Origin of the sequence: Klenkia terrae (assembly GCF_037083865.1) — a bacterium.
GTDB classification, from domain to species: domain Bacteria; phylum Actinomycetota; class Actinomycetes; order Mycobacteriales; family Geodermatophilaceae; genus Klenkia; species Klenkia terrae.
In genome coordinates this window covers 17,208-42,245 of the sequence record NZ_JBAPLV010000007.1, presented here as the reverse complement: position 1 = coordinate 42,245, position 25,038 = coordinate 17,208, and the positions used below count along the sequence as shown (strand labels likewise).

Sequence of the window (25,038 nt, the reverse complement as noted above, 5' to 3'; positions counted from 1 at the left end):
CCCTGGGAAGCCGTGCCGCTCAATGGCAGGGTGCTGCCCCGCGGTGACCGCCGTCACCGATGCTCAACGGAGTCGACGCCGACCCCGCGCCTGGAGGCAGCCATGAGCTTCGAGTACCTGATCGACCCCGCGAACGGTCCGCAGTGGCAGGGCCAGCTGCCCGGCAAGCCCGAGCCCTACGTGCTGCGCCGCGGCGAGGGCGAGCACGCCAAGCTGTTCGGCGACCTGTTCACCGTGCTGCTGTCCGGCGACGAGACCGAGAACCAGTTCGGCGTCATCGTGGCCGACTCCCCCGCCGGCGACGTCATCCCCACCCACAGCCACGACGCCACCCACGAGACGTTCTACGTGCTCGAGGGCAAGGTCCGGCTGTTCTTCGAGGACACCGAGGGCGCCCAGCAGACCCGCCTGCTCGCCCCCGGCGACTTCGGCTTCGTGCCCGCCGGCTACGCCCACGCCTACCAGGTGGTCGAGGCCAGCCGGATGATGGGCACGCTGTCCGGCGGCTTCGAGCGGTTCTTCCAGCACATGGGCACCCCGACCGACCACACCGGCGACCAGCCGCCGTTCATCCCGGACTTCCCGCGCATGCAGGCCGCGGCCCAGCAGCACCGCATGAAGTTCCTCCCCGAGCACCGCTGGGACGTCCAGGAGTGACGCTGCCACCCCCGGCGCACAGCGCTCCGCTCCCCCCGGCCCGGACGACGGCCGACGGCGTCCGGGTGCTCGCCGGCGTCCCCTACGCCGCCCTGCCCGGCGCCCGGCCGCTCGAGCTCGACCTGTACCTGCCCTCCGGCCCCGGCCCGGTGCCGGTCGTGGTCTTCCTGCACGGCGGCGGCTGGCGGCTGGGCAGCCGGCACTCCGCCGGCCCGCAGTTCACCGGCAGCGCCCCGTTCGAGCGGCTCGCGGAGGCCGGCATCGCCGTGGCGGCGCTGGACTACCGGCTCTCCGGCGAGGCGGTCTGGCCGGCCCAGCTGCACGACGCGAAGGCCGCCGTCCGGTGGCTGCGGTCGCGCGCCGACGAGCTGGACGTCGACCCCGACCGGGTCGCGGCCTGGGGCGAGTCGGCCGGCGGCCACCTGGCCGCGCTGCTCGGCCTGACCGGCCCGGACCTGGACGGAGACGTCGGGGTCACCGGGCCGTCCAGCACCGTCTGCGCCGTCGTCGCCTGGTACCCGCCGACCGACCTGGCCACCGTGCCGGCCGACCCGTCCGACGCGACCACCCGGGAGGCGCAGCTGCTCGGCGCCGCCCCGGCCGACGTCCCCGAGCTCGCCGCGCAGGCCAGCCCGGTCACCCACGCCGGACCCGCCGCGCCACCGTTCCTGCTGCTGCACGGGGACCCCGACCGCATGGTCGGCCACCGGCAGAGCGAGCTGCTGCACGCCGCGCTCACCGCCGCCGGCACCCCGGTCGAGCTGGTCACCCTGCCCGGCGCCGACCACATGTGGCTGGGCTCCCCCGACGCAGCCGCCACCGCACTCACCCGCACCACCGCGTTCCTGACCCGGCACCTCCTCGGGGACCACCAGTGACCGGCCCCCGCCCCACCGCGCCCCGGCACGTCCCGGTGCTGGTCGCCGGCGGTGGCCCCAGCGGTCTGGCGGCTGCGATCGAGCTGGGCCGGCGCGGCGTCCGGGTGCTGGTCGTGGAGCCCCGCGAGGTCCTCGACCCGCTGCGTGCCCGGGCCAAGACCACCAGCGTCCGCACCATGGAGCACCTGCGCCGCTGGGGCCTGGCCGACGAGCTGCGCCGCCGCGCGCCGCTGCCGGTCGCGCACGCGCAGGACGTCGTCTTCTGCACCTCGGTGTTCGGCCGCGAGCTCACCCGGTTCCCGCACGCCTTCGGGCTCTGGACGGAGCCCCGGGACATCGCCGCCGAGGCCGGCCAGCAGGTGCCCCAGCCGGTGGTCGAGCAGCTGCTGCGCGACGCCGTCGCCGAGCTGCCCTCGGTCACCCTGCTGCTGGGGTCCCGGGTGACCGAGGTGGTGGACGGCCCGGACGGCGTCCGCGCCGTGGTCGCCGGGCCCGACGGCACGACCACCGAGGTGCAGGCGGACTACCTGCTCGGCGCGGACGGCGGCGCCGGGGTGTCCCGCGCGGCCATCGGCGCCCGGTACGCCGGCTCGTCGGGCACCGCTCCCAACCTGTCGCTGGCCTTCCGCTCCCGCACCCTCGACCAGCGGCCAGCGTGCGCGCTGGGCGTGCACTGGTGGGTCGTCGGCGGCGAGCGCGGCGGGCTGATGGGCCGGCTGGACCTCGACGGCCTGTGGTGGGCGATCGTGCAGGGTGTCGACGTGTCCCGCGAGGACGTCGACCCGGTCGAGCTCGTCCGCGCCTTCGCCGGGGACCCCGAGTGCGACGTCGAGGTGCTGGTCACCGACCCCTGGTCGGCCCGGATGCTGCTGGTGGACCGCTACCGCGGCGAGCGGGTCTTCCTGGTCGGGGACGCCGCGCACCTCAACCCGCCGTGGGGCGGGCACGGGTTCAACACCTGCGTCGGCGACGCGGTGAACATCGGCTGGAAGCTGGCCGCCGTGCTGCAGGGCTGGGCACCGGAGTCGCTGCTGGACAGCTACGAGCCCGAGCGCCGGCCGGTCGCCGAGCGCACCATCGCCGCCGCCGGGGACCAGGAGGCCTTCACCGCCGCCCGCTTCGCCGGCCGGGACGCCACGGCGGCCGGACTCGAGGGCGACGCGGTGCGCGCCGAGCTCGCCGAGGCCCTGCAGGTCAAGGAGCCCGAGTTCCACAGCCTGGGCCTGGTGCTGGGCTACGACTACGCCGACTCCCCGGTCGTCGTCCCCGACGGGTCGGTGCCGCCGGCGCACGACGTCGTCGGGTTCGTCCCGTCCGCGCACCCCGGTGCCCGGCTGCCGCACGCCTGGCTCCGGCCGGGCCGCTCCGTCTACGACGAGCTGGGCGAGGGGTTCACCCTGCTCGTCACCGCCGGCGACCCCGACCCGCTGGTGGCCGAGGCCGCCCGGCGTGGGGTGCCGCTGTCGGTCACCGACCTGTCCGCCGCGCCCGCGCTCCGCGACCTGTGGGGAGCCGGCCTGGTGCTGGTCCGCCCCGACCAGCACGTCGCCTGGCGCGGGGACTCGGTCCCCGACCCCACCGTCCTGCTCGACGCCGTCACCGGCGCCCACACCCTGGAGACCGCATGACCGCCACCTTCCCGCCAGCCTTCCTCTGGGGCACCGCCACCGCCGCCCACCAGGTCGAGGGCGGCAACACCCAGAACCACTACTGGGCCTGGGAGCACGCCGAGCACTCCCCCTTCGCCGAGGTCAGCGGGGACGCCTGCGACAGCTACCACCGCTGGCGCGAGGACCTGGACCTGGTCGCCGGGTCGGGGCTGGGCGCCTACCGGTTCAGCCTGGAGTGGAGCCGGATCGAGCCGGAGGAGGGCGAGGTCTCCCGGGCCGGGCTCGACCACTACCGGCGGATGGTCGACGGCTGCCTGGAGCGCGGGCTGACCCCGATGGTCACGCTGATGCACTTCACCACCCCGCGGTGGTTCCACGAGGACGGCGCCTGGACGTCGGCGAAGGCCGCCGACCGGTTCGCCCGGTTCACCGAGACGGTGTTGCCGATCCTGGCCGACGTCCCGTACACGATCACGATCAACGAGCCCAACCTCGCCTCGGTGCTGCCGGTGCTGGGCGCGATGGCCGCCCGCGGCGAGCAGATCTCCGGGCTGCCCCGCCCGGACCAGCGGCTGGCCGACGCCTTCCTCGACGCGCACCGGGCCAGCGCGCAGGTGCTGCGCGGCGCCGGGGTGACCCACGGCCTCTCGCTGGTCGGCCAGGAGTGGATCGTCGAGGACGGCGGGGACGACGAGATGGTCGCCCACCGCGCGGCCATGGAGGACCAGTTCCTCGAGGTGGCCGGCGAGGGCGACTTCGTCGGCATGCAGATCTACAGCTGCGCCCGGATCGGCCCGGACGGCCCGGTCGCCGGCGACCCGGACCTGATGACGCTGGCGCACATGGAGTACCGGCCCGGCGCCCTGGGCGCGTCGGTCCGCCGGGTGGCGGAGGTGCTGCCGGACACCCCGATCGTGGTCACCGAGAACGGCATCGCGACCACCGACGACGCGCAGCGGATCGCCTTCACCGGCGAGGCGCTGGGGTCCCTGGCGCAGGCGATCGCCGACGGTGTCGACGTCCGCGGCTACGTGCACTGGTCGCTGCTGGACAACTTCGAGTGGTTCGCCGGCTACACGCCGACCTTCGGCCTGGTCGAGGTCGACCGGCAGACCTTCGTCCGGACGCCGAAGCCGAGCCTGGCCTGGCTGGGCGGGGTGGCGCAGGCGAACGCGGTCTGAGCCGGGCCGGGGGGTGGGCGTCCGTCGCCTATCCCCCGGCCCCGGTCCGGCCGAGGCGGTCGTACAGCGCGAGGTGGGCCGCGGCCGCGGTGTCCCAGTCGTGCCCGTCCGCCAGCGCCCGTCCCGCGGCGACGCGGCCGGCGTCCGGCTGCGCCGCGGCGGCCAGCAGGGCGTCGGCGAACCCGGCCGGGTCGGTGGCGAAGGCCGCCGTGGCGCCGAAGACCTCGCGCAGCACCGGCAGGTCCCGGGTCACCACCGGCACCCCGGCAGCCAGCGCCTCCATCGCGGCCAGCCCGAAGCCCTCCTGGGTCGAGGGGAAGGCGAACACCTGCGCCGCGGCGACCAGGGTGGGCAGCTCCGCGTGGTCCACCGGTCCCAGCACCACCGGCGCCACCCCGAGCTCGGCAGCCCGGGCGTCGACGTCGGCCCGGTAGGCGCGGTAGTCGAACAGCGTCTCGCCGCCGGCGACCACCAGCGCCAGGTCCGGCCGGGCGGCGCGCACCGTCGCCATGGCCTCGACCAGGTCCCGGGTGCCCTTGCGGGGCTCGATGCCGCCGACGGCCAGCACGTAGTCCCCCAGCCGGTCCCGCCACCGCCGGCGGCCCGCGGCGCCGTCCGGTCCGGCCGCCGCGGCGAACCGGTCGGCCTCGACCCCGTTGGGGATGACGGTCGCCGTCCGGCCCCAGCCCGCTGCGACCTCGGCGGCGACGGCGGCCGACACGCACACCAGGGCGTGCGGGGTCCGCAGCGCCCGCTCGTGGCAGGCCGCCAGCTCCGGGGTGGTGAACCGGTCGAGGTGGTGGACGGTGCGCACGCAGTCGGGCACCGCGTTGGCCGAGATGCAGTCCTGGGCGTGCACCACGTCGTAGGCCTCGTCGGCGAAGGCGGCCCCCAGGACGGCGATCGACCGCAGGATGCGGGCGCCGACGTCCTCCCCGGCGACGTCGGGGAACGGCACCAGCCGCAGCGTCACCGCCGGGTCGACCGGCCGGAAGAACGCCTGGTCCCCGCCCCGGCCCAGCGACCAGACGTGCACGTCGTGCCCGGCCCGGGCCATCGCCTCGGCCAGCGCCAGGGTGTGCACCACCCCGCCGCGCGGCTTGGTCGAGTACGTGAGCAGCGCGACCCTCACGAGTACGCCTCCGGACGACGCTCGGCCAGGTGGGACAGCACCGTGCGGGACCGGGCGACCTCGCCGGCCACGTCCAGCTCGGCGACCGCCAGCCCGGCCTTGGCCCAGGTGCGGGCCAGCACGTCACCACCGGGGCCGACCACCTTGGACTGGCCCAGGAACCGCAGCCGGCCCATCGTGCCGGTCTGGTTGGCCGACACCACCACGACCTGGTTCTCCGCGGCCCGGGCGCAGTCGTAGAGGTCGAACAGCCGGGACTGCCGGTCCTGCAGCAGCCGCGGCGCCCGGTTGGTCAGCGAGGCCGGCCACGCCGACAGGCAGGCGAGCAGGTGCGCGCCGTCCCCGGCCAGGGTGCGGGCGGCCTCGGGGAAGGTCTTGTCGTAGTCGATGAGCATGCCCAGCCGGCCGACCGGGGTGTCGAAGGCGGTGAACGCGTCCCCGGCCGCGTAGGCGGCGACTTCCCCGGCGGGCTGGTGCACCTTGCGGTGCCGGCCCAGCACGCCGTCCCCGGTGAGGGCGACGGCGCTGTTGTGGAACCGGCCGCCGGCGGACTCCCGGTAGCCCAGGCAGACCACCACCGGCCCGGCCGCCGCGGCGACCCGGTCGAACACCGCGTCGTCGGCGGGGAAGGCCGGGGGGAGACCGGTGTCGTGCACCGGGTCGAACCCGCCGAGATAGCCACCGATCGTGGCGTCCGGGAAGACCAGCAGGTCCACCCCCTGCGCCCGGGCGTCGGCGGTGATCGCCTCCACCTTGGCCACGCAGGGCTCGACCTCCCGGCCGAAGTGCGCCGAGACCGCCGCGACCCTCACGCCGTCCGGGAGGCCGACGACGCCGCGCCCGCCGCCAGCGCGCTGCTCAGCCCGGTGCGGGTGCCCGCCGCGCTCAGCTCGGTGATCGCGTCGGCCACGAACTCGGCGTCCCGGGCGATGCCGGCGAACCGGCCCGAGCCCCAGGTGTGCAGCCACGGCAGGCCCAGCACGAACAGCCCCGGCGCCGCGGTCACGCCGCGGTGGTGGGTGGGGTAGCCGGTGCCGTCGAACACCGGCACCTTCACCCACGACCAGTCCGCCCGGAACCCGATCGCCCACACCACCGCGGTGATCCCGGAGCCCTCGAGCTCCAGCTCGGTCGGGTCCTGCTCCGGCGCCCACACCGGGACGTAGCGGTCCTCGGTCGGGGCGTCGATGCCGGCCGCGGCGATGTGCCGGTCGATGACGTCCTTGGCGCCGTCGTCGACGGCGTCCGCGCGGTCCAGGTGGGCGGTCAGGTTCGGCGCGAAGGTCAGCGCGGAGCCGGCCAACCCGGTGAGCGTGCCGTAGAGCCGCATGCCCTGGACGGCGAAGGTGCGCAGGTCGATGTCGTGGCCGCCGTCCCGGCCGGTGACGTAGTGGTTGGTGCCGACCCGCGCGGCCTCGCCGTCCCGGTGCTGCTCGACGGGCAGGTCGTAGTGGCCGAGGTCGTCCAGCCACGCGACGACGTCGCGGCCGCGGTACCGGCGGGCGATCCGCGGCGCGCTGCCCACGGCCAGGTGCACCCGGCGGCCGGCCAGGTGCAGGTCCTCGGCGATCTGCGCGCCGGACTGCCCGGTGCCGACCACCAGCACCTCGCCCTCGGGCAGCTGCTCGGGGTTGCGGTAGGCCTGGGAGTGCAGCTGGGTGATGCCGGCGGGCAGCGCCGAGGCGTACGACGGGACGACGGGCAGGTGGTAGCCGCCGACGGCGAGCACCACCTGGTCGGCGTGCACCTCGCCTGCGCTCGTGGTCAGCAGGTAGCCGCCCCCGGCGGCGGGGGCGAGCCGGGTGACCGCGACGCCCTCGTGCACCGGCGGGTCGAAGGACGCCGCGTAGGACCGGACGTAGTCGACGATCTCGTCGCGGAGCATGAAGCCCTCCGGGTCGTCGCCGGCGTAGGGCCAGCCGGGCAGCCGGCACTGCCAGTTCGGGGTGACCAGGCAGAAGGTGTCCCAGCGGGCGTCGACCCACTCGTGCGCGACGCTCTCCCGCTCCAGCACGACGTGCTCGACGCCGCGCTGGACCAGGTGCCAGGAGATCGACAGCCCGGCCTGCCCGCCGCCGACGACGGCGACCGGCACGTGCGCGGGCAGCCCGGTGCGGGTGGGCGCCGCCTCGGTGAGCGTCACGCGACCGCCCCCACGCCGTAGGTCTCCGGACGGCGGTCCCGCAGGTGCCCCATCGACCGCCGCGCCCCGGCGAGGACCTCGCCCACGTCGACGGTGGCCACCGCGGTGCCCGGCGCGACGCCGGTGGTGGCCAGCACGTCGCCGCCCGGGCCGACGACCTTGGCGCTGCACACGAACCGCAGCGCGCCGAAGGTGCCCGACTGGTTGGCCGACACCCAGACGATCTGGTTCTCCAGCGCCCGGGCCTGGTCGAACAGGTCGAACCGGCGGGTCCAGCGGTCCTCGGCCAGGTCGGCCGCGGCGCCGGTCCGCGAGCCCGGCCAGGCCGACATGCAGACGACGACCTCGGCGCCGTCGACGGCCAGCGTGCGGGCCGCCTCCGGGAAGGCCTTGTCGTAGCAGATCATCATGCCGATCCGGCCGACCGGCGTCTCGAAGGCGCGGAACCCGTCGCCGGCCGCGTAGGAGTTCGACTCCCCCAGCGGCTGGTGCACCTTGCGGTGCACGCCGAGCACGCCGTCCCCGGTGACGGCGACCGCGGTGTTGTACCGCCGGGCGCCGTCGGACTCGCAGAACCCGGCGGTCACCACCATGTCGCCGGCGATCCGGGCCAGCCGGGCGACCTCCGGGCCGTCGACGTCCAGGGCGGGGGGCAGCGCGTGCTCGGGCAGCACCTCGGACACCCCGTGGTCGCCGAGGGAGGCCAGGTAGCCGCCGAGGGTGGCCTCGGGCAGGGCGAGCAATTCGACGCCGCGGGCCCGGGCGTCGGCGACGAGCCCCTCGATCCGGGCGAAGGAGGCGTCGAGGTCACGGCCGAACGGAGCGGCGACGGCGGCGAAGGTGGTCACGGGTTCTCCTCGGGTGTGCGGGAGGCGCCGAGGCCGGTCACCGGACCGGCCAGGGCGGGGGTGGTCGAGCCGTCGGGCCAGCGCAGCCGCACGCCGGAGCCGGGCACCAGCTCGCCGCAGGTGGCCGTGGTGGCCGGTCCCGCGGGTGCGACGGAGCGGTCGGCGCCGTCGGTGGTGAGGAAGGCCGAGCCGGGGAAGCAGGTGAACCAGTCCCCGACGGTCGCCGACGTCGGCCGGGGCACCGCCGCGACGTCCAGGACGGCGCCGCAGCCGCTGGCCTCGGCGAGCATCCCCAGCGTGCCGACCAGGCCGGCCATCGAGACGTCCTTGGCCGCGGCCGGTGCCGTGCGCGCGACGACCGAGCCCATCAGCTGCAGCTCGGCCGTCGTCCGGCCGGTGGTGGAGTCCCACTGCCGGCCGGTGGCGCCGGGCCGCCAGTCCCCGCCCAGGTCGGCGGTCAGCCGGACGTGCTGGCCCGGCCGCCCGCCCGAGGCCGGGACCGGCCGGTCGGTGCGGCCCAGCGCGGTCACGCTGAGCGCCGCGGGCACGCCGAGCTGGGTGTGCCCGCCGAGCACCGGCACGCCCCAGGCCTGCGACCCGGCGCGCAGGCCGGCGACGACCCGGGCGGCGAACGAGGCATCCCGGGCGCCGATCGAGTCCAGCAGGCCGAGCGGGGCGGCGCCCATCGCGGACAGGTCGTTGACGTTGACCAGCACCCCGCACCAGCCGGCCCAGCCGGGGTCGCGCTCGACCATCGAGGGCAGGATCGCGTCGCAGGCGGCGACGACGTCGGTGCCCGGCACCGGGGCGCCGTCGTCGCCGACGAAGCCCGGACCGCCCAGGTGAAACCCCGCCAGCAACCCACCGAGCGGGGACTTGGTGGCCTGCGCGAGGGCGGCGAGGCGGCCGATCGGCCAGGTCATCGCGGTGTGCGGCCGGCCGCCGATGTCCGCGGTCCCGGTGGCCGCCCAGCCCAGCCGGGTGAACATCGCGGCGTAGCGGTCCTGCACGGTGGCGTCGAAGCGCAGCGCGCCGGCCTGCTCGGCCCGCGCGCAGGCGGCGGCGACCAGGGCGGGGCCGATGCCGGGCGTGCTGCCGGGCGCGACGACCAGCCGGGACCCGGTCCACCAGCCGACGTCGACCCCGACCGGGGCGAGCCGCACACCGCCGAGCACCTCCCCGGCCACCCCCCGGGCGACCAGGACGACGGTGGCCGGGTCGTCGTCGGCGTCGTCGAGGTCGGAGCCGGCGAACAGGCCCTGGTCCTCGACGAACGCCTGCTGCCGCAGCTGCCGGTGGGCGCGGACACCGGCCGGGTCGGCCTCCTCGAGCTGCCAGCCGGGCCTGGCCACGGGCAGCCGGTGGTCGACCAGCAGCACGTTGCGCTCCCAGGCCATCTGCTCGGTCATGCGCCGGCCGCCTGGAGTGCGCTGCACGCACCGCACGCCGCGCAACCGGCGCCCTGGTCGGCACCGCGCATGCCCAGCGCCCGCAGCCCGGCAGCGACCCGGGTGGTGACGTCCTCGAGCACCGCGGGGTCCGGGGCGCCGACGCCGTCGGCCATCGCCAGCGTGCCGGCGAGCGGCCGGTACGGGACGACGAAGGGGTAGACGCCCCGCCCGGCGAGGTCCAGCGCGCCGGCGACCAGCTCGTCCGCGTCCTCCCCCAGCCCGACCAGCAGGTAGGTCGACACCTTGTTGCGGCCGAACACCCGCACCGCCTCGGCCCAGGCGGCGTCGTACTGGCTCACCGGCACGGTGGCCTTGCCGGGCATCCAGCGGGCCCGCACGTCGTCGTCCAGGGACTCGACGTGGATGCCGATCGCGGTGGCCCCGGCGTCCTTGAGCTCCTGGATCGCGTCCAGGTCCTGCGGGGCCGGCGGCTCGCACTGCACCTGGATCGGCAGCCCCGGCACGGCAGCGGTGACCGCCCGGACGCAGCGGGCCAGGTGCCGGGCGCCGCGGTCCCGGCCGTTGGTGGTGCCGGTGGTCATCACCATCTGCCGCACGCCGTCCAGCCGGACGGCGGCCTCGGCCACCTCGGCCAGCTGCGCCGGGCTCTTGACCGCAGTGGTCGACCCGGCGGCGAGGCTGGCCTCGATGGCGCAGAACCGGCAGCGGTCGGCCTCGTCGTACCGGATGCAGGTCTGCACCACGGTGGTGGCCAGCACGTCCTTGCCGTGCAGCCGCGCGAGCTTCTCGTAGGGGACGCCGTCGGCGGTGCTCAGGTCGTAGAAACGGGGGCGCTCGATCGCCTCGGCGTCCAGCCCGAGGTCGGCACCGTCCAGCAGCAGGCGGCCGCCGCTGATCGAGTACGGGCTGTCGGCGTTCAGCGGCAGCGCCGTCCCCATGCCGCCCAGCAGCACGTGCCCGTCGTCGCTGGGGCCCGCCCCGGCCCGTCTCCGGACCGGGGCGTCGACCCGGACGCCGAGGATCGCGACGTCCACGCGGGTGCTCGGTCGCATCGGTGTCCGGGTCACGGCCGGCGACTCAGAGGTTGTAGGTGCTGTTGATGATCGCGCCCTTGCGGGCGTAGTGGATCAGCGCGTCCTGCACGTCGAGCGGGTGGCAGGGGATGCAGCCGGCGATCAGGTCCTCCTCGCGGAGACCGTGCAGGGAGAGCCCGAAGCGGCAGACGTAGACCGTGCCGCCCTCCTCGATGAACTTCTCGATCTGCGAGTTGATGTTCTGCTCGCCCGGGAACGCGGAGTCCCCGGTGGTCGGGAAGCCGCGGGTGGCCATGGCGTTCATCGCGGCCGGGCCGTAGAAGTAGAGGACCGACTCGTAGCCCTTGCGCAGGGCGCGCAGCGCCTGCAGGCAGGCCACGAAGCTGACCGACGACTCGTGCGCGATGCCGTGCACCAGGGTCAGGTAGCTCTCGCCCTCGCCGGCCTGGTAGTCCGGGAAGATCTTGGTCGAGCCGTACAGGTTGCTGCCCTTGGGCAGCGAGGGGTGCGGGATCTCGGCGAGGCTGGCCTCCGCGTTGGCCTTGATCTCCTCGGGTGATGCGAGCGGGGTGGTCACAGGGTTCCTCCGTGGGGTTGGGCGGTGCGGGTCAGGTCAGGCGGTGGAGCTGCTCGAAGTTGCGGCGGAAGACCAGGTCGGCGAGCTCGCCGTCCCCGGTGGCCGCCGCGAGGCGGGCGTGCTCGCCCGCGAAGTCGCCCCAGGGCTGGTCGGAGGCGAAGAGGACCCGGTCGTGGCCGATGCCGTGCCGCTCGATCTCGGCGGCGAACCAGCGCGGCGCGAAGCCGATGGCCCAGCTGGTGTCGGTGTAGACCCGCTTGCCCTCGGCGACCCAGGCGAAGAACTTCTGGCCGATCAGCTTGATGTGGCCGCTCATGCCGCCGCCCATGTGCACCAGGTGGACGGCGACGTCGTCGGCGTACCGGTCGACCAGCAGGCCGACCTCGTCGAGGTCGCTGGCCGCGCCCGGGCTGGTGTGCACGTGGACGACCAGGTCGTGCTCCCGCGCGGCGGCGAAGATCGCGTCGAGCTGCGGGCGGCAGGCCTCGTCGGTGGCCCGCCCGCCGAGCAGGAAGGACAGCTTGAGCGCGCTGACGCCCTGCTCACCGGCCAGCGCGAGGGCCGCGCTCGTCGCGACGGCGTCCTGCGGGCGGGGGCTGGTCCACAGCCCGGCCCGGATCCGCTCGTCGGTCTGCGCGGCCTCGACCACCAGCTCGTTGAGCGCGAAGGACGCCGTCGGGTCGGGCACCCCGTAGTTGGGGATGACCAGGGCGAACTCGGTGCCCTCGTCGTCCAGGTCGGCCTGCAGCTCGGCGATGGTGGCTCGGGCCGTGGTGTCCGGGTTGACCGGCGGACCGCCGTAGAAGGGGAACGCGGGCAGCACGCCGAGGTGCCGGTGCGCGTCGTGCACCCGCTGCCGGGCCCCCGTGGTCATGCCGAGAACGGTCGTCCCGGGGTGTGTCGCCGTGGTGACGTCCGGAACGAGATGCCGTTACGTCTGGGGCCCGATCAGCGGCTCCCGCGTCGCCGCCGTTTCCGACTCCGCACCGCCCTGGGATCAGCCCCGGGGCAGCAGGCGGTGCAGCTGGGTGACGTGCCGGGGCTCGAGCTCGGCGATCGAGCTGACGCCCAGCAGCCGCATGGTGCGCACGATCTCCGACCGGAGGATCTCGATCGTGCGGTCGACCCCCTCGCGCCCGCCGGCCATGAGGCCGTACAGGTAGGCCCGGCCGATCAGGGTGAACGAGGCGCCCAGGGCCATCGCGGCCACCACGTCGGCACCGTTCATGATCCCGGTGTCGACCATGACGCAGGCGTCGTCGCCGACCTCCTTGCGCACCGCCGGCAGCAGGTGGAAGGGCACCGGGGCGCGGTCGAGCTGCCGGCCGCCGTGGTTGGACAGGACGAGGCCGTCCACCCCGGCGTCCAGCAGCTTGGTGGCGTCGGCCACCGACTGCACACCCTTGACCACGAGCTTGCCCGGCCACATGCCGCGGATGACGTCGAGGTCCTCGTAGCTGATCGTCGGGTCCATGGCCATGTCCAGCAGGTCACCCACCGTGCCGCCGGTGGTCGACAGCGAGGCGAACTCCAGCTTCGGGGTGGTCAGGAAGTCCCACCACCACCACGGCCGGACGGCGGCGTTGAGCACCGTGCCCGCGGTCAGCTGCGGCGGGATGGAGAACCCGTTGCGCTTGTCCCGCAGCCGGGCCCCGGCGATCGGGGTGTCCACGGTGAACTGCAGCGTGTCGAACCCGGCCGCCGCGGCCCGCTCGACCAGGCCGTAGGAGATCGACCGGTCGCGCATGACGTAGAGCTGGAACCAGTTGCGGCCGAGCGGGTTGGCCGCCTTCACGTCCTCGATCGTCGTCGTGCCCAGGGTGGACAGCGTGAACGGGATGCCCGCCGCGGCCGCGGCACCCGCCCCGGCGCTCTCGCCCTCGGTCTGCATGAGCCGGGTGAACCCGGTGGGCGCGATCCCGAAGGGCAGCGCGCTCGGCCCGCCCAGGACCTCGACGGAGGTGTCGACGTCGACGGCCGGGCGCAGCACGTCGGGGTGGAACTCCACGTCGGCGAAGGCCTGCCGGGCCCGGGCCAGCGACAGCTCGCCCTCGGCGGCGCCGTCGGTGTAGTCGAAGGCCGCCCGCGGGGTGCGCCGCTTGGCGATCGCGCGCAGGTCGGCGATGGTCAGCGCCGACTCCAGCCGGCGGCGCTTGCCGTTGAGGTCGGGCTTCTTGAACGACACCAGCTCGAGCAGCTCGGCCGGACGGGGCGCCTGACGGCGGGTGCGAGTCATCGGGAGGTCCTCGGGTCGGTCGGGACGGGGTCGGGGGTCAGGGCTGGTGCACTCACGCGGTCCGGTCCGCCCGCGAGGAGGTCCGGCGGGTCATCGAGGACTCCCGGACCACCAGGACCGGCTCGAAGACGATCTGCTCGTGGACGTGGCCCTCGGCCGACTCGTCGAGCAGCAGCTCCGCGGCCCGGCGGCCGAGCTCCCGGCGCGGCTTGCGGACGGAGGTCAGCGGGACCGCGGCCGCGGCGGCGAAGTCGATGTCGTCGTAGCCGACGATGGCGCACTCCTCGGGCACCCGCACGCCGTGCCGGGTCATCTCCTGCAGCACCCCGAGGGCCAGCAGGTCGTTGGCGCAGATGACCGCGGTGGGGCGCTGCGCGGCCGGCATGCCGACGATCTGCGCGGCGGCCTGGCGACCGGTCTCCACGGTGAGCACGGACGGCGCGAAGACCGTCAGCGCCTCCTCGTCCCCCCACCGCTCCCGGACCGCGGCGACCACGCCGGCGTGCCGCTCCTGGATCTGGGGCAGCCCGGAGCTCCCGCCCACGAACGCCAGCCTGCGGTGGCCGCGCTCGATGAGGTGGTCGGCCGCCAGCCTGCCGCCGAGGACGTCGTCGACGGCGACCGAGCACTGCCCCGGCCCGGACGCGCGGCGGTCCACCAGCACCACCGGGGTGCCGCGACGGCGCATCGACTCCAGGTTCGGCGACAGGTCCGCGGTGGGGGTGATGAGCACCCCCTGCACGCGCTGCTCGGCGAGCAGGTCCAGGTAGGCCGACTCCTTGGCGGGGCGGTCGTCGGAGTTGCACAGGATCACGGCGAGGCCGGCGTCGTTGGCCACGTCCTCTACGCCCCGGGCCACGTCGGTGAAGAAGGGGTTGGCGATGTCCAGCACCACCAGGCCCAGGGTGCGACTGGTCCCGGCCCGCAGCTGGCGGGCCGACTCGTTGCGCACGAACCCCAGGTCGCCGATCGCCTGCAGCACTCGCTCCCGGGTGCCCTCGGCGACCTGGTCGGGCCGGTTCAGCACGTTGCTGACGGTGCCCAGCGACACGCCGGCCCGGAGGGCGACGTCGCGGATGCTGACCGGCACACGGGCTCCTGGGGACGACGGGCGGGGACGACCCGGGCGGGCAACGGGTGTCGCCGGTCACGCCATGGTGGCACGGATCTGAAACGTGTCAACCTCGGATCAGGCCGCTCGCGGAGCCGATCCGACACCACGGCGGTGACGCTTGACACCCGTCACAGCCGCCTCCTATGGTCTGCGCCACACACCGGATGAACCGTTTCACAGCGGTGCCGTCCATCCCATCTCGACGAGGAGGTCCCGTGGCCGGAGCGCCCCCCGCGGCACCACCCGGGCCCGCCGACGGCCCGGCCCCGGTGCTCGCCCTGCGCGACGTCACCAAGTCCTTCGGCGCCGTCGCCGCGCTGCGCGATGCCCGGCTGGAGCTGCGCGCCGGCTCGGCGCACGCCCTGGTCGGGGAGAACGGCGCCGGCAAGTCCACGCTGGTGAAGATCCTCGCCGGGGTGCACGGCCCCAGCTCGGGCCAGGTGCTGCTGGACGGCGAGCCGGTCACCCTGGACGGTCCGGCCGCTGCCCGGGCAGCCGGCATCGCGGTCATCTACCAGGAGCCGACCCTCTTCCCCGACCTGTCCGTCGCGGAGAACATCTTCATGGGCCGCCAGCCCCTCGGCGCCGGCCGCCGGATCGACAAGGCCCGGCTGCACGCCGACTGCGCCGCCCTCTTCGAGCGCCTCGGTGTCGCCCTCGACCCGGCGCGACCGGCCCGCGGGCTGTCCATCGCCGACCAGCAGATGGTCGAGATCGCCAAGGCCATCTCCTTCGAGGCCCGGGTGCTGGTGATGGACGAGCCGACCGCGGCGCTGTCCGGCGTCGAGGTCGAGCGGCTGTTCGCCGTCGCCCGTGCGCTGCGCGACGGCGGCGCCGCGGTGCTGTTCATCTCCCACCGCTTCGACGAGGTCTTCGACCTCTGCGACACGATCACCGTGATGCGCGACGGCGCCTGGGTCGCCACGTCCCCGACGTCTGAGCTCACCGTGGACCAGGTCATCCGGATGATGGTCGGCCGCGACGTCGCCGAGCTGTTCCCCAAGCAGGACGTCGTCCCGGGCGAGGTCGTGCTGCAGGTCGAGGGGCTGGGCAGCACCGGCGTCTTCACCGACGTGTCCTTCGAGGTGCGGGCGGGCGAGATCGTCGCCCTCGCCGGGCTGGTGGGCGCCGGGCGCAGCGAGGTGGTGCGGGCCGTCTTCGGCGTCGACGCCTACGACGCCGGGTCGGTCACCGTCGCCGGCACCCGGCTCAAGGGCGGCAGCCCGGCCGCGGCGATGGCCGCCGGCATCGCGCTGGTCCCCGAGGACCGTCGTCAGCAGGGCCTGGTGATGGAGCTGTCCGTCGAGCGGAACGCCACGCTGACCCGCCGCTGGGCGCTGTCCCGGTTCGGCTGGCTGACCGGCCGCGCCGAGCGGGCCACCGCGGCCGACTGGACGCAGCGGATGCAGGTCAAGGCCGCCCGGCTCAGCGACCCGGTCGCCACGCTCTCCGGCGGCAACCAGCAGAAGGTCGTGCTGGCCAAGTGGCTCTCGACGGAGCCCCGGGTGCTGATCGTGGACGAGCCGACCCGGGGCATCGACGTCGGCACCAAGTCCGAGGTGCACCGCCTGATGTCCTCCCTCGCCGCCGAGGGCCTGGCCGTCGTCATGGTCTCCAGCGAGCTCCCCGAGGTCCTCGGCATGGCCGACCGCGTGCTCGTCATGCACGAGGGCCGCCTCGTCGCCGACATCCCCCGCTCCCGCGCCGACGAGGACTCCGTCATGCTCGCCGCCACCGGTCAGGCAGGTGCGGCATGACCGCCACCACGACCACGCCGACCCGGACCCCGCCGCCGGAGCGGTCCGGACGCCGCGGCGCCGCCCTCCTGCAGCGGCTGGTCGTCGTCCGGGAACTCGGCATCCTGGCCGCGCTGGTCCTGCTGATCGGGATCACCCTGATCGCCAACCCGCGCTTCCTGTCCGGGCAGAACGTCCGCGACCTGATGCTCTCCGCGGCGATCCTCGTGGTGCTGGCCGCCGGCCAGACGATGGTGATCATCACCCGCAACGTCGACCTGTCGGTCGGCTCGGTGCTGGGCCTGTCGGCCTACGCCACGGGCACCCTGCTGGCGAACATGCCGGGCACCCCGGTCGTCGTGGCCGTCCTGGCCGGCATGGCCGTCGGTGCGCTGTGCGGCCTGCTCAACGGCGTGATCGTCGCGGTGGCCAAGGTGCCCTCGCTGGTGGTCACCCTCGGCACGCTCTACGCGATCCGCGGGCTGGACTCGCTGTGGGGCAGCACCAGCGGACGGCTGCAGATCAACGCGACCGACCTGCCCGCCGGGTTCAAGGACTTCGGCGGCGCCCGGGTGCTGGGCATCCCGGTGCTGTTCCTGGTCGCGATCGCCGTGGTCGTCGTCGTCGGCATCCACCTGCGCTCCTACCGCAGCGGCCGCGAGCTGTTCGGGATCGGCTCGGCGCCGGAGGCGGCCCGCCTGTCCGGGATCCCGGTCGGCCGCCGCGTCCTGGTGGCCTTCGTGGTCAACGGGGCCCTGGCCGGCCTCGCCGGGGTGCTCTACGCCGCCCGGTTCCAGACCCTGGACACCACGGCCGGCACCGGGCTGGAGCTCAACGTGGTCGCCGCCGCCGTCGTCGGCGGCGTGGCCATCGCCGGCGGCACCGGGTCGGCCTGGGGCGCGGCCCTGGGCGCCCTGCTGCTCACCACGATCGGCACCTCGCTCCCCCAGCTCGGGCTGGACCCGTTCTGGCGGGACGCCGCGGTCGGCGCCCTGATCATCGCCGCCATCGCGCTGGACAAGTCGCTCACCGACCGGCTCGCCGCACGTCTCCGAGGGAGGAACCTCCGTGGCCGTTGACACCTCGGCCGGTCCGGCCGCACCGGCCCGCCCGTCCCGCGCCCCCCGGACCCTGCCCTCGGGCAGCGTCATCACCACGTTCCTCGTGGTCTTCCTGGTCGTCGCCGGGTTCGCCGTCGACGGGTTCGCCTCCAGCCGCAACGCCGGGTTCCTCCTGCTGGACGTCGCGGTCGTCGCCCTGATCGCGCTGCCCCTGACGCTCATCGTGGTCACCGGCGAGATCGACCTGTCGGTGGCCAGCACGGTCGGGCTGTCCAGCTCGGTGATGGGCTGGCTGTGGTTCCAGGGGCTGCCCCTGGAGCTGATCGTCCCGCTCGTGCTCGTGCTGGGTGCCGTCCTGGGCGCGGTGAACGGCCTGCTCGTCACCCGGCTCGGGCTGCCCTCGCTGGCGGTCACCATCGGCACCCTGGCCCTCTACCGCGGTCTGGCGTTCGTCGTCCTCGGCGACCAGGCGGTCGCGGACTTCCCCCGGTCGTGGACCACCTGGGCGATCAGCTCGATCGGCGGCACCGGCATCCCGAACGTGGTCCTGCCGCTGCTGGTGCTGGTCGCCGTCACCGCGGTCGTCCTGCACGCCACGCCGATCGGCCGCTCGCTCTACGCGATGGGCAACAGCGAGGACGCCGCCCGCTTCAGCGGCATCGACGTCGGCCGCACCAAGCTGTGGCTCTTCGTCGCCGCCGGCGTGGTCAGCGCCCTCGGCGGGGTCTACTGGACCCTGCGCTACGGCAGCGCCCGGGCCGACAACGCCACCGGCGTCGAGCTGCAGGTCATCGCGGCGATCCTGCTCGGCGGGGTGTCCATCTTCGGCGGCTCCGGCGGATTGCTCGGCGTCATGGCCGGCGCCCTCCTGCTGGCCTCGGTCCGCAACGCCCTGCAGCTGGTCAACGTGCCCAGCGACGTGCTCAACATCGTGACCGGCGTGCTGCTGATCGTCGCCGTCGTCGCCCCCCAGGTCACCGGTTGGGCCCGCGGTCGCCTCGCGTCCCGGCCACCGGGCTGACCCTCCCGTCCCCACCCGCGCGACCCCGCACCACCCCGCACCACCCACAGACCGGCCACCGACGGCCGGCCGCCCAGAGAGGGAACCCATGACCAGCTTCCTGACCGCCCGCCCCGTGCGCCGGGCGATCACCGGCACCGCCGTCGCCGCGGTGCTGCTGTCGGCCGCGGCCTGCGGCGGCACCACCCGTGGCGACGACGACTCCGCCGGTGGCGGCTCCGGGTCGACCGCGGAGGCCGACCCCGACGCCGAGATCCCCTCCGGCCTGTCGGTCGCCTTCCTGCCCAAGCAGCTGAACAACCCCTACTTCTCCGTGGCCGACGGCGGCGGCGAGCAGGCGGTCGGCGAGTTCGACGGCGAGTACAGCGAGGTCGGCCCGTCCGAGGCCAGCGCCTCCTCCCAGGTCAGCTACATCAACACGCTGACCCAGCAGGGCGCCGACGTCATCGTCACCTCGGCCAACGACCCCAACGCCATCTGCTCCGCGCTGGACCAGGCCCGGGCCGCGGGCGCCAGCGTCGTCACCTTCGACTCCGACACCGACCCCGAGTGCCGCGACGTCTTCATCAACCAGGCCACCGCGGAGGGCATCGCGGAGACCCAGATCGACGAGATGGCCGACCAGATCGGCGGGACCGGCCAGGTCGCCATCCTGTCGGCCACGGCCAACGCGACGAACCAGAACACCTGGATCGAGCTCATGACCGAGTACGCGGCCTCCGAGTACCCGGACATGGAGATCGTCACCACCGTCTACGGCGACGACGAGGACGAGAAGTCCTTCCAGGAGACCCAGGGTCTGCTGCAGACCTACCCCGACCTGGCCGGGATCATCTCCCCGACCACCGTCGGCATCGCCGCGGCGGCCCGCTACCTGTCCGGCTCGGAGTACAAGGGCCAGGTCGCGCTGACCGGCCTGGGCACCCCGAACCAGATGCGCGAGTTCGTCGAGGACGGCACCGTCACCTCCTTCGCGCTGTGGAACCCCGAGGACCTGGGCTACCTCGCCGCCTGGGCCGGCGCTGCCCTGGCCGCCGGCCAGATCACCGGTGAGGAAGGCCAGACCTTCACCGCCGGCGACCTCGGCGAGTACACGGTCGGCGCGGACGGCGAGATCGTCCTCGGCGACCCGACGGTCTTCAACGCCGACAACATCGCCGACTTCGACTTCTGAGCCGGCTCCCCTGCCCGCGGCCGCCGGCGCTCGTCGCCGGCGGCCGCGGGGCACCACCCGCCCCGCTCCCCGAGAGGTCCCCCGCGTGCCCCGCATCTGCTTCACCCTGCAGGTCCGCCCCGACCGCATCGAGGACTACCGCGCCGCGCACGCCGCCGTCTGGCCGGACATGCTGCGCGCGCTGGCCGACGCCGGCTGGCGGGACTACCAGCTCTTCCTGCGCCCGGACGGCCTGCTCGTCGGCACCGCCGACGTGGCCGACCTCGCCGCCGCCCAGGCCGCCGTCGCCGCCACCGAGGTCAGCGCCCGGTGGGAGGCCGCCATGGCCCCGCTGTTCGTCCCCGGCACCGGGGACGGCACCAGGAAGCCCCAGCTCGACCTGGTGTTCGACCTCGACGCGCAGCTCGCTGCGCTCTGACGGTCCACCCCACCGCTCCCCCACCCCGCCCCCTCCGAGGAGTTCCCGTGACCAGCCCCGACCGCCGTGCCCGCGCCCTCGACGCGCTGCGCGCCCAGACCATCGAGCTGCCGTCCTGGGCGTTCGGCAACTCCGGCACCCGGTTCAAGGTCTTCGGCGCCCCCGGCGTCGCCCGCGACCCCTGGGAGAAGATCGCCGACGCCGCCCAGGTGCACCGGTACACCGGCGTCGCCCCCCGCGTCTCCCTGCACATCCCGTGGGACCGGGTCGAGGACTACGCCGCACTGGGCGCCTTCGCCGCCGAGCAGGGCGTGGCCATCGGCGCGATCAACTCCAACCTGTTCCAGGACGACGAGTACCGGCTGGGCTCCCTCACCCACGCCGACCGGGCGGTCCGCGACCGGGCGATCGCCCACCACGCCGAGTGCGTCGAGGTCATGCGGGCCACCGGTTCCACCGACCTCAAGCTCTGGCTCCCCGACGGCACCAACTACGCCGGCCAGGACGACCTGCGCGCGCGGCAGGACCGGCTCGCCGACTCCCTGCAGCAGATCTACGCGCTGCTGGACCCCGAGCACCGGCTGCTCGTCGAGTACAAGATCTACGAGCCGTACTTCTACGCGATGGACATCCCCGACTGGGGCACCTCGCTGGTGCACTGCCTGGCCCTCGGCGACCAGGCGCAGGTCGTGCTGGACACCGGCCACCACGCGCCCAGCACCAACATCGAGTTCATCGTCATGCAGCTGCTGCGGGTGGGCCGGCTGGGCGCCTTCGACTTCAACAGCCGCAACTACGGCGACGACGACCTCATCGTCGGCGCGGCCGACCCGTTCCAGCTGTTCCGGATCATGAACGAGATCGTCGAGGCCGACGCCCTGGGGCGGGCGGGGGACGGCACGGCCGGCGTGAACTTCATGTTGGACCAGTGCCACAACATCGAGCCCAAGATCCCCGGCCAGATCCGCTCGGTCACCAACGTGCAGGAGGCCACGGCCAAGGCGCTGCTGGTCGACCGGGACGCGCTGCACACCGCCCAGCAGGCCGGTGACGTGCTCGGCGCGCACGCCGCGCTCACCGACGCCTTCGCCACCGACGTGCGCCCGCTGCTCGCCGAGCTCCGCGAGTCCGCCGGCCTGCACCCCGACCCCAACGCCGCCTACGCCGCCTCCGGTCACCAGGACCAGCTCGCCGCCGACCGGGTCGGCGGCACGCAGGCCTCCTGGGGCGCCTGAACCCCAGCCGGTCCAGCCCCCACCCCCCACCTACCTGAGGACGACGACGTGACGAACCCCGTGGTCAACGAGCTGCTGCAGCGCTCCAACGCACTCGGCGCCGACCCCCGCACCACCAACTACGCCGGCGGCAACACCTCCGCCGTCGGCACCGACACCGACCCGGTCACCGGGCAGCCCGTCGAGCTGCTGTGGGTCAAGGGCTCCGGCGGCGACCTGGGCACCCTCACCGAGCCCGGCCTCGCCGTCCTGCGGCTGGACCGGCTCCGGGCACTGGTCGACGTCTACCCCGGCGTCGACCGCGAGGACGAGATGGTCGCCGCCTTCGACCACTGCCTGCACGGCCGGGGCGGGGCGGCGCCGTCCATCGACACCGCCATGCACGGGCTGGTGCGCGCCGCGCACGTGGACCACCTGCACCCCGACTCCGGCATCGCGCTGGCCACCGCCGCGGACGGCGAGGAGCTGACCCGCCGCTGCTTCGGCGACCGCGTGGTGTGGGTGCCGTGGCGCCGTCCGGGCTTCCAGCTGGGCCTGGACATCGCCGCGCTCGCCGAGGCCAACCCGCAGGCGATCGGCGCGGTGCTCGGCGGGCACGGCATCACCGCCTGGGCCGACACCTCCGCGCAGTGCGAGGCGAACAGCCTGGAGATCATCCGCACCGCCGGGGCGTTCCTGGCCGAGCACGGCCGGCCGGACCCGTTCGGGACGCGCATCCCGGAGCTCGAGCCGCTGCCCGAGACCGAGCGCCGGGCCCGGGCCGCCGCGCTGTTCCCGCTGCTGCGCGGGCTGGCCTCGACCGACAAGCCGCAGGTCGGCCACCTCACCGACGCCGATGTCGTCCTGGACTTCCTCGCGTCCGCGGAGCACCCCCGGCTGGCCGCGCTGGGCACCTCCTGCCCGGACCACTTCCTGCGCACCAAGGTCCGCCCGATGGTGCTGGACCTGCCGCCCACCGCGCCGCTGGAGCAGGTCACCGCCCGGCTCCGCGAGCTGCACGAGGCCTACCGCGCCGACTACGCCGCCTACTACGAGCGCAACGCCTCGCCGGACAGCCCCGCGATGCGCGGGGCCGACCCGGCGGTCGTGCTGGTGCCCGGCGTGGGCATGTTCAGCTTCGGGGCCACCAAGCAGACCGCCCGGGTGGCAGGCGAGTTCTACGTCAACGCCATCAACGTGATGCGCGGCGCCGAGTCGGTGTCGGCCTACGCCCCCATCGACGAGGTCGAGAAGTTCCGGATCGAGTACTGGTCCCTCGAGGAGGCCAAGCTCGCCCGGATGCCGAAGCCCAAGCCGCTGGCCTCCCGGGTCGCGCTGGTCACCGGCGCCGCCTCGGGCATCGGCAAGGCCATCGCGCAGCGGCTGGCCGCCGAGGGCGCCTGCGTCGTCGTCGCCGACCTGGACCTGGCCAAGGCGCAGGAGGCCGCCGCCGGGATCGGCTCGACCGACGTCGCGGTCGGGGTGGCCGCGGACGTGTCCGACGGCGAAGCCGTGGCCGCCGCGTTCGCCGCCGCGGCGCTGGCCTTCGGCGGGGTGGACCTGGTGGTCAACAACGCCGGCCTGTCGATCTCCAAGCCGCTGCTGGAGACCACCGAGCGGGACTGGGACCTGCAGCACGACGTGATGGCCAAGGGCAGCTTCCTGGTCTCCCGCGAGGCCGCCCGGGTGATGGTCGAGCAGGGCCTCGGCGGGGACGTCGTCTACATCTCCTCGAAGAACTCGGTGTTCGCCGGGCCGAACAACATCGCCTACTCCGCGGTCAAGGCCGACCAGGCGCACCAGGTCCGGCTGCTGGCCGCTGAGCTCGGCGAGCACGGCATCCGGGTCAACGGGATCAACCCCGACGGCGTCGTCCGCGGGTCGGGCATCTTCGCCGGCGGCTGGGGCGCGAAGCGGGCCGCGGTCTACGGCGTCCCCGAGGAGGAGCTGGGTGCCTACTACGCCCAGCGCACGCTGCTCAAGCGCGAGGTGCTGCCCGAGCACGTCGCCGACGCGGTCTTCGCGCTGACCGGCGGCGAGCTCACCCGCACCACCGGGCTGCACGTGCCGGTGGACTCCGGCGTGGCCGCCGCCTTCCTGCGGTGAGGCTGACCGCGGTCGACCTCGGCGCCTCCAGCGGGCGGGTGATGGTCGGCGAGGTCGGACCGGGCCGGCTGGAGCTGACCGAGGTCAACCGCTTCGCCAACCGCCCGGTGCAGCTGGGCGACCGGCTGCACTGGGACGTGCTCGCGCTGTTCACCGGCGTGCTCGACGGCCTCCGGGCCGCCGGGCGCGGCGGCCCGGTCGACGGCGTCGGCATCGACAGCTGGGCGGTCGACGTCGGCCTGCTGGACGCCGACGGCGCCCTGCTGGGCAACCCGCTGCACCACCGCGACGCCGGGCACGCCCGGGGCGTCGACCAGGTGCACGCCGTCGCCGACGCCGACCGCCTCTACCAGGTCAACGGGCTGCAGCACCTGCCGTTCACCACGGTGTTCCAGCTGGCCGCCCGGCGCGGCACGGCGCAGCTGACCGCCGCCCGCACCGCGCTGCTGGTGCCCGACCTGCTGGCCCACTGGCTCACCGGCGCGGTGTCCGCCGAGGTCACCAACGCCTCGACGACCGGGCTGCTGGACGCCACCACCCGGCAGTGGTCCTGGCCGCTGCTGGACGCCCTGGGCCTGCCGCGCGACCTGCTGCCGCCGCTGGTCTCCCCCGGCGACCCGCTCGGCGTCCTCACCCCCGAGGTGCTGGCGCAGACCGGGCTCACCGGCCCGGTGCCGCTGACCGCGGTGGGCTCGCACGACACCGCCTCGGCCGTCGTCGGCGTGCCGGCGGCGACCGACCGGTTCGCCTACGTCTCCTGCGGCACCTGGTCGCTGGTCGGGGTCGAGCTGCCGGCCCCGGTGCTCACCGGGCCCAGCCGCGCGGCCGGGTTCACCAACGAGCTCGGGGTGGACGGCACGGTCCGCTACCTCCGCAACGTCATGGGCCTGTGGCTGCTGTCGGAGTCCCTGCGGACCTGGGCCGACGCCGGGCTGCCCGCCGACCTCGGCGAGCTGCTGTCCGCGGCGGCCCGGGTGCCGGCGTTCACCGCCGTCGTCGACTGCGACGACCCGCGGTTCCTGCCGCCGGGCGACATGCCGGCCCGGATCGCCGCGCTGTGCGCGGAGACCGGCCAGACCCCGCCGCAGAGCCAGGCCCAGACGGTGCGCTGCATCCTGGACAGCCTGGCGCTGGCCTACCGGCGGGCGGTGCGGACGGCGACCGAGCTGTCGGGCACCGACGTCGAGGTGGTGCACGTGGTGGGCGGCGGGGCACGCAACACGCTGCTCATGCAGCTCACCGCCGACGCCTGCGGGCTGCGCGTCCTCGCCGGGCCGGTGGAGGCAGCGGCGCTGGGCAACGTGCTGGTCCAGGCCCGTGCGCTGGGAGCGGTCTCCGGCGGCCTGGCCGAGCTGCGGGCGCTGGTCCGCAGCACCCAGGACGTCGTCCGGTACGAGCCCCGAACGGGGTCCGAGGTGGCCTGGGCAGCTATCGAGGCCAGGCTGCCGGCGCGCTGACCGCGTCGCCCGGGGTTGCGCGGACCGGC

General features: G+C 74.8%; 22 protein-coding genes. 12 read left to right on the top strand and 10 right to left on the bottom strand.

Annotated features, from left to right (window positions below; translation table 11 throughout):
- The first annotated feature begins 102 nt into the window (after positions 1-102).
- Genes UXQ13_RS08305 through UXQ13_RS08290 form a run of 4 tightly spaced genes read left to right on the top strand, consistent with a single transcriptional unit; the run spans position 103 to position 4,326 of the window.
- Positions 103-657: a quercetin 2,3-dioxygenase gene (locus tag UXQ13_RS08305; RefSeq protein WP_225232211.1), complete on the top strand. Its 555-nt coding sequence runs from the start codon at positions 103-105 to the stop codon at positions 655-657.
- The gene (locus UXQ13_RS08300; protein ID WP_336392173.1) at positions 654-1,535 is read left to right on the top strand and encodes an alpha/beta hydrolase; all 882 of its coding nucleotides are present in this window, start codon (positions 654-656) and stop codon (positions 1,533-1,535) included. Before UXQ13_RS08305 ends, UXQ13_RS08300 begins: the two co-directional genes overlap by 4 nt.
- Positions 1,532-3,163: an FAD-dependent monooxygenase gene (locus tag UXQ13_RS08295; RefSeq protein ID WP_336392172.1), complete on the top strand. Its 1,632-nt coding sequence runs from the start codon at positions 1,532-1,534 to the stop codon at positions 3,161-3,163. The genes UXQ13_RS08300 and UXQ13_RS08295 overlap by 4 nt, the downstream gene beginning before the upstream one ends.
- Positions 3,160-4,326: a glycoside hydrolase family 1 protein gene (locus tag UXQ13_RS08290; RefSeq protein WP_336392171.1), complete on the top strand. Its 1,167-nt coding sequence runs from the start codon at positions 3,160-3,162 to the stop codon at positions 4,324-4,326. The genes UXQ13_RS08295 and UXQ13_RS08290 overlap by 4 nt, the downstream gene beginning before the upstream one ends.
- 28 nt (positions 4,327-4,354) lie before the next feature.
- On the opposite strand, the gene UXQ13_RS08285 is transcribed toward UXQ13_RS08290, so the two are convergent.
- The 10 genes from UXQ13_RS08285 to UXQ13_RS08240 all read right to left on the bottom strand — a co-directional run bounded on the left by UXQ13_RS08285 (position 4,355) and on the right by UXQ13_RS08240 (position 14,798).
- Complete coding sequence (locus UXQ13_RS08285; RefSeq protein WP_336392170.1) at positions 4,355-5,458, bottom strand: MSMEG_0565 family glycosyltransferase; 1,104 nt, start codon at positions 5,456-5,458, stop codon at positions 4,355-4,357.
- Positions 5,455-6,270, bottom strand: coding sequence for a carbon-nitrogen hydrolase family protein (locus UXQ13_RS08280; protein ID WP_225232217.1), 816 nt, complete (start codon positions 6,268-6,270; stop codon positions 5,455-5,457). Before UXQ13_RS08280 ends, UXQ13_RS08285 begins: the two co-directional genes overlap by 4 nt.
- Positions 6,267-7,601, bottom strand: coding sequence for an MSMEG_0569 family flavin-dependent oxidoreductase (locus tag UXQ13_RS08275; protein WP_336392169.1), 1,335 nt, complete (start codon positions 7,599-7,601; stop codon positions 6,267-6,269). The genes UXQ13_RS08280 and UXQ13_RS08275 overlap by 4 nt, the downstream gene beginning before the upstream one ends.
- Positions 7,598-8,449: a carbon-nitrogen hydrolase family protein gene (locus UXQ13_RS08270; protein WP_336392168.1), complete on the bottom strand. Its 852-nt coding sequence runs from the start codon at positions 8,447-8,449 to the stop codon at positions 7,598-7,600. Before UXQ13_RS08270 ends, UXQ13_RS08275 begins: the two co-directional genes overlap by 4 nt.
- Positions 8,446-9,858 carry an MSMEG_0567/sll0787 family protein gene (locus UXQ13_RS08265; protein ID WP_336392167.1) on the bottom strand — a complete coding sequence of 471 codons (1,413 nt, stop codon included), beginning with the start codon at positions 9,856-9,858 and terminating at the stop codon, positions 8,446-8,448. Before UXQ13_RS08265 ends, UXQ13_RS08270 begins: the two co-directional genes overlap by 4 nt.
- Complete coding sequence (locus UXQ13_RS08260; protein ID WP_336392166.1) at positions 9,855-10,895, bottom strand: MSMEG_0568 family radical SAM protein; 1,041 nt, start codon at positions 10,893-10,895, stop codon at positions 9,855-9,857. The genes UXQ13_RS08265 and UXQ13_RS08260 overlap by 4 nt, the downstream gene beginning before the upstream one ends.
- Positions 10,896-10,938: 43 nt before the next feature.
- Positions 10,939-11,472 (bottom strand): MSMEG_0572/Sll0783 family nitrogen starvation response protein, encoded by a 534-nt coding sequence (locus tag UXQ13_RS08255; RefSeq protein ID WP_225232222.1) that lies wholly within the window; start codon positions 11,470-11,472, stop codon positions 10,939-10,941.
- A gap of 31 nt (positions 11,473-11,503) precedes the next feature.
- The gene (locus UXQ13_RS08250) at positions 11,504-12,346 is read right to left on the bottom strand and encodes an amidohydrolase family protein (RefSeq protein ID WP_225232223.1); all 843 of its coding nucleotides are present in this window, start codon (positions 12,344-12,346) and stop codon (positions 11,504-11,506) included.
- Between the two features lie 123 nt (positions 12,347-12,469).
- Positions 12,470-13,708: an alpha-hydroxy acid oxidase gene (locus UXQ13_RS08245; protein ID WP_336392165.1), complete on the bottom strand. Its 1,239-nt coding sequence runs from the start codon at positions 13,706-13,708 to the stop codon at positions 12,470-12,472.
- Positions 13,709-13,760: 52 nt separating this feature from the next.
- Positions 13,761-14,798, bottom strand: coding sequence for a LacI family DNA-binding transcriptional regulator (locus UXQ13_RS08240; RefSeq protein WP_336392164.1), 1,038 nt, complete (start codon positions 14,796-14,798; stop codon positions 13,761-13,763).
- A gap of 239 nt (positions 14,799-15,037) precedes the next feature.
- Here UXQ13_RS08240 and UXQ13_RS08235 point away from each other — a divergent pair, with 239 nt between their 5' ends.
- From UXQ13_RS08235 to UXQ13_RS08200, 8 genes are all read left to right on the top strand, one after another.
- Positions 15,038-16,579, top strand: coding sequence for a sugar ABC transporter ATP-binding protein (locus UXQ13_RS08235; RefSeq protein ID WP_225232226.1), 1,542 nt, complete (start codon positions 15,038-15,040; stop codon positions 16,577-16,579).
- Positions 16,576-17,637, top strand: a complete 1,062-nt coding sequence (locus tag UXQ13_RS08230; RefSeq protein ID WP_336392163.1) for an ABC transporter permease — start codon at positions 16,576-16,578, stop codon at positions 17,635-17,637. Before UXQ13_RS08235 ends, UXQ13_RS08230 begins: the two co-directional genes overlap by 4 nt.
- The gene (locus tag UXQ13_RS08225; RefSeq protein ID WP_225232228.1) at positions 17,627-18,640 is read left to right on the top strand and encodes an ABC transporter permease; all 1,014 of its coding nucleotides are present in this window, start codon (positions 17,627-17,629) and stop codon (positions 18,638-18,640) included. The genes UXQ13_RS08230 and UXQ13_RS08225 overlap by 11 nt, the downstream gene beginning before the upstream one ends.
- 88 nt (positions 18,641-18,728) lie before the next feature.
- Positions 18,729-19,814: a rhamnose ABC transporter substrate-binding protein gene (gene rhaS / locus UXQ13_RS08220; protein WP_225236167.1), complete on the top strand. Its 1,086-nt coding sequence runs from the start codon at positions 18,729-18,731 to the stop codon at positions 19,812-19,814.
- Between the two features lie 85 nt (positions 19,815-19,899).
- Positions 19,900-20,232 (top strand): L-rhamnose mutarotase, encoded by a 333-nt coding sequence (locus UXQ13_RS08215; RefSeq protein ID WP_336392162.1) that lies wholly within the window; start codon positions 19,900-19,902, stop codon positions 20,230-20,232.
- A 47-nt stretch (positions 20,233-20,279) separates the two neighbouring features.
- Positions 20,280-21,467 carry an L-rhamnose isomerase gene (gene rhaI, locus UXQ13_RS08210; protein WP_336392161.1) on the top strand — a complete coding sequence of 396 codons (1,188 nt, stop codon included), beginning with the start codon at positions 20,280-20,282 and terminating at the stop codon, positions 21,465-21,467.
- Between the two features lie 48 nt (positions 21,468-21,515).
- Positions 21,516-23,552, top strand: coding sequence for a bifunctional aldolase/short-chain dehydrogenase (locus UXQ13_RS08205; RefSeq protein ID WP_336392160.1), 2,037 nt, complete (start codon positions 21,516-21,518; stop codon positions 23,550-23,552).
- On the top strand, positions 23,549-25,009 hold the full coding sequence (locus tag UXQ13_RS08200) for a rhamnulokinase (protein ID WP_336392159.1): 1,461 nt from the start codon (positions 23,549-23,551) through the stop codon (positions 25,007-25,009). The genes UXQ13_RS08205 and UXQ13_RS08200 overlap by 4 nt, the downstream gene beginning before the upstream one ends.
- Positions 25,010-25,038 lie beyond the last annotated feature (29 nt).

What these genes read in the sequence shown, in the direction of transcription:
- UXQ13_RS08230 (WP_336392163.1), top strand. Translation starts at nt 16,576, where the DNA reads ATGACCGCCACCACGACCACGCCGACCCGGACCCCGCCGCCGGAGCGG.
- UXQ13_RS08245 (WP_336392165.1), bottom strand. Translation starts at nt 13,708, where the DNA reads ATGACTCGCACCCGCCGTCAGGCGCCCCGTCCGGCCGAGCTGCTCGAG.
- UXQ13_RS08250 (WP_225232223.1), bottom strand. Translation starts at nt 12,346, where the DNA reads ATGACCACGGGGGCCCGGCAGCGGGTGCACGACGCGCACCGGCACCTC.
- UXQ13_RS08305 (WP_225232211.1), top strand. Translation starts at nt 103, where the DNA reads ATGAGCTTCGAGTACCTGATCGACCCCGCGAACGGTCCGCAGTGGCAG.
- UXQ13_RS08265 (WP_336392167.1), bottom strand. Translation starts at nt 9,858, where the DNA reads ATGACCGAGCAGATGGCCTGGGAGCGCAACGTGCTGCTGGTCGACCAC.
- rhaS (WP_225236167.1), top strand. Translation starts at nt 18,729, where the DNA reads ATGACCAGCTTCCTGACCGCCCGCCCCGTGCGCCGGGCGATCACCGGC.
- UXQ13_RS08290 (WP_336392171.1), top strand. Translation starts at nt 3,160, where the DNA reads ATGACCGCCACCTTCCCGCCAGCCTTCCTCTGGGGCACCGCCACCGCC.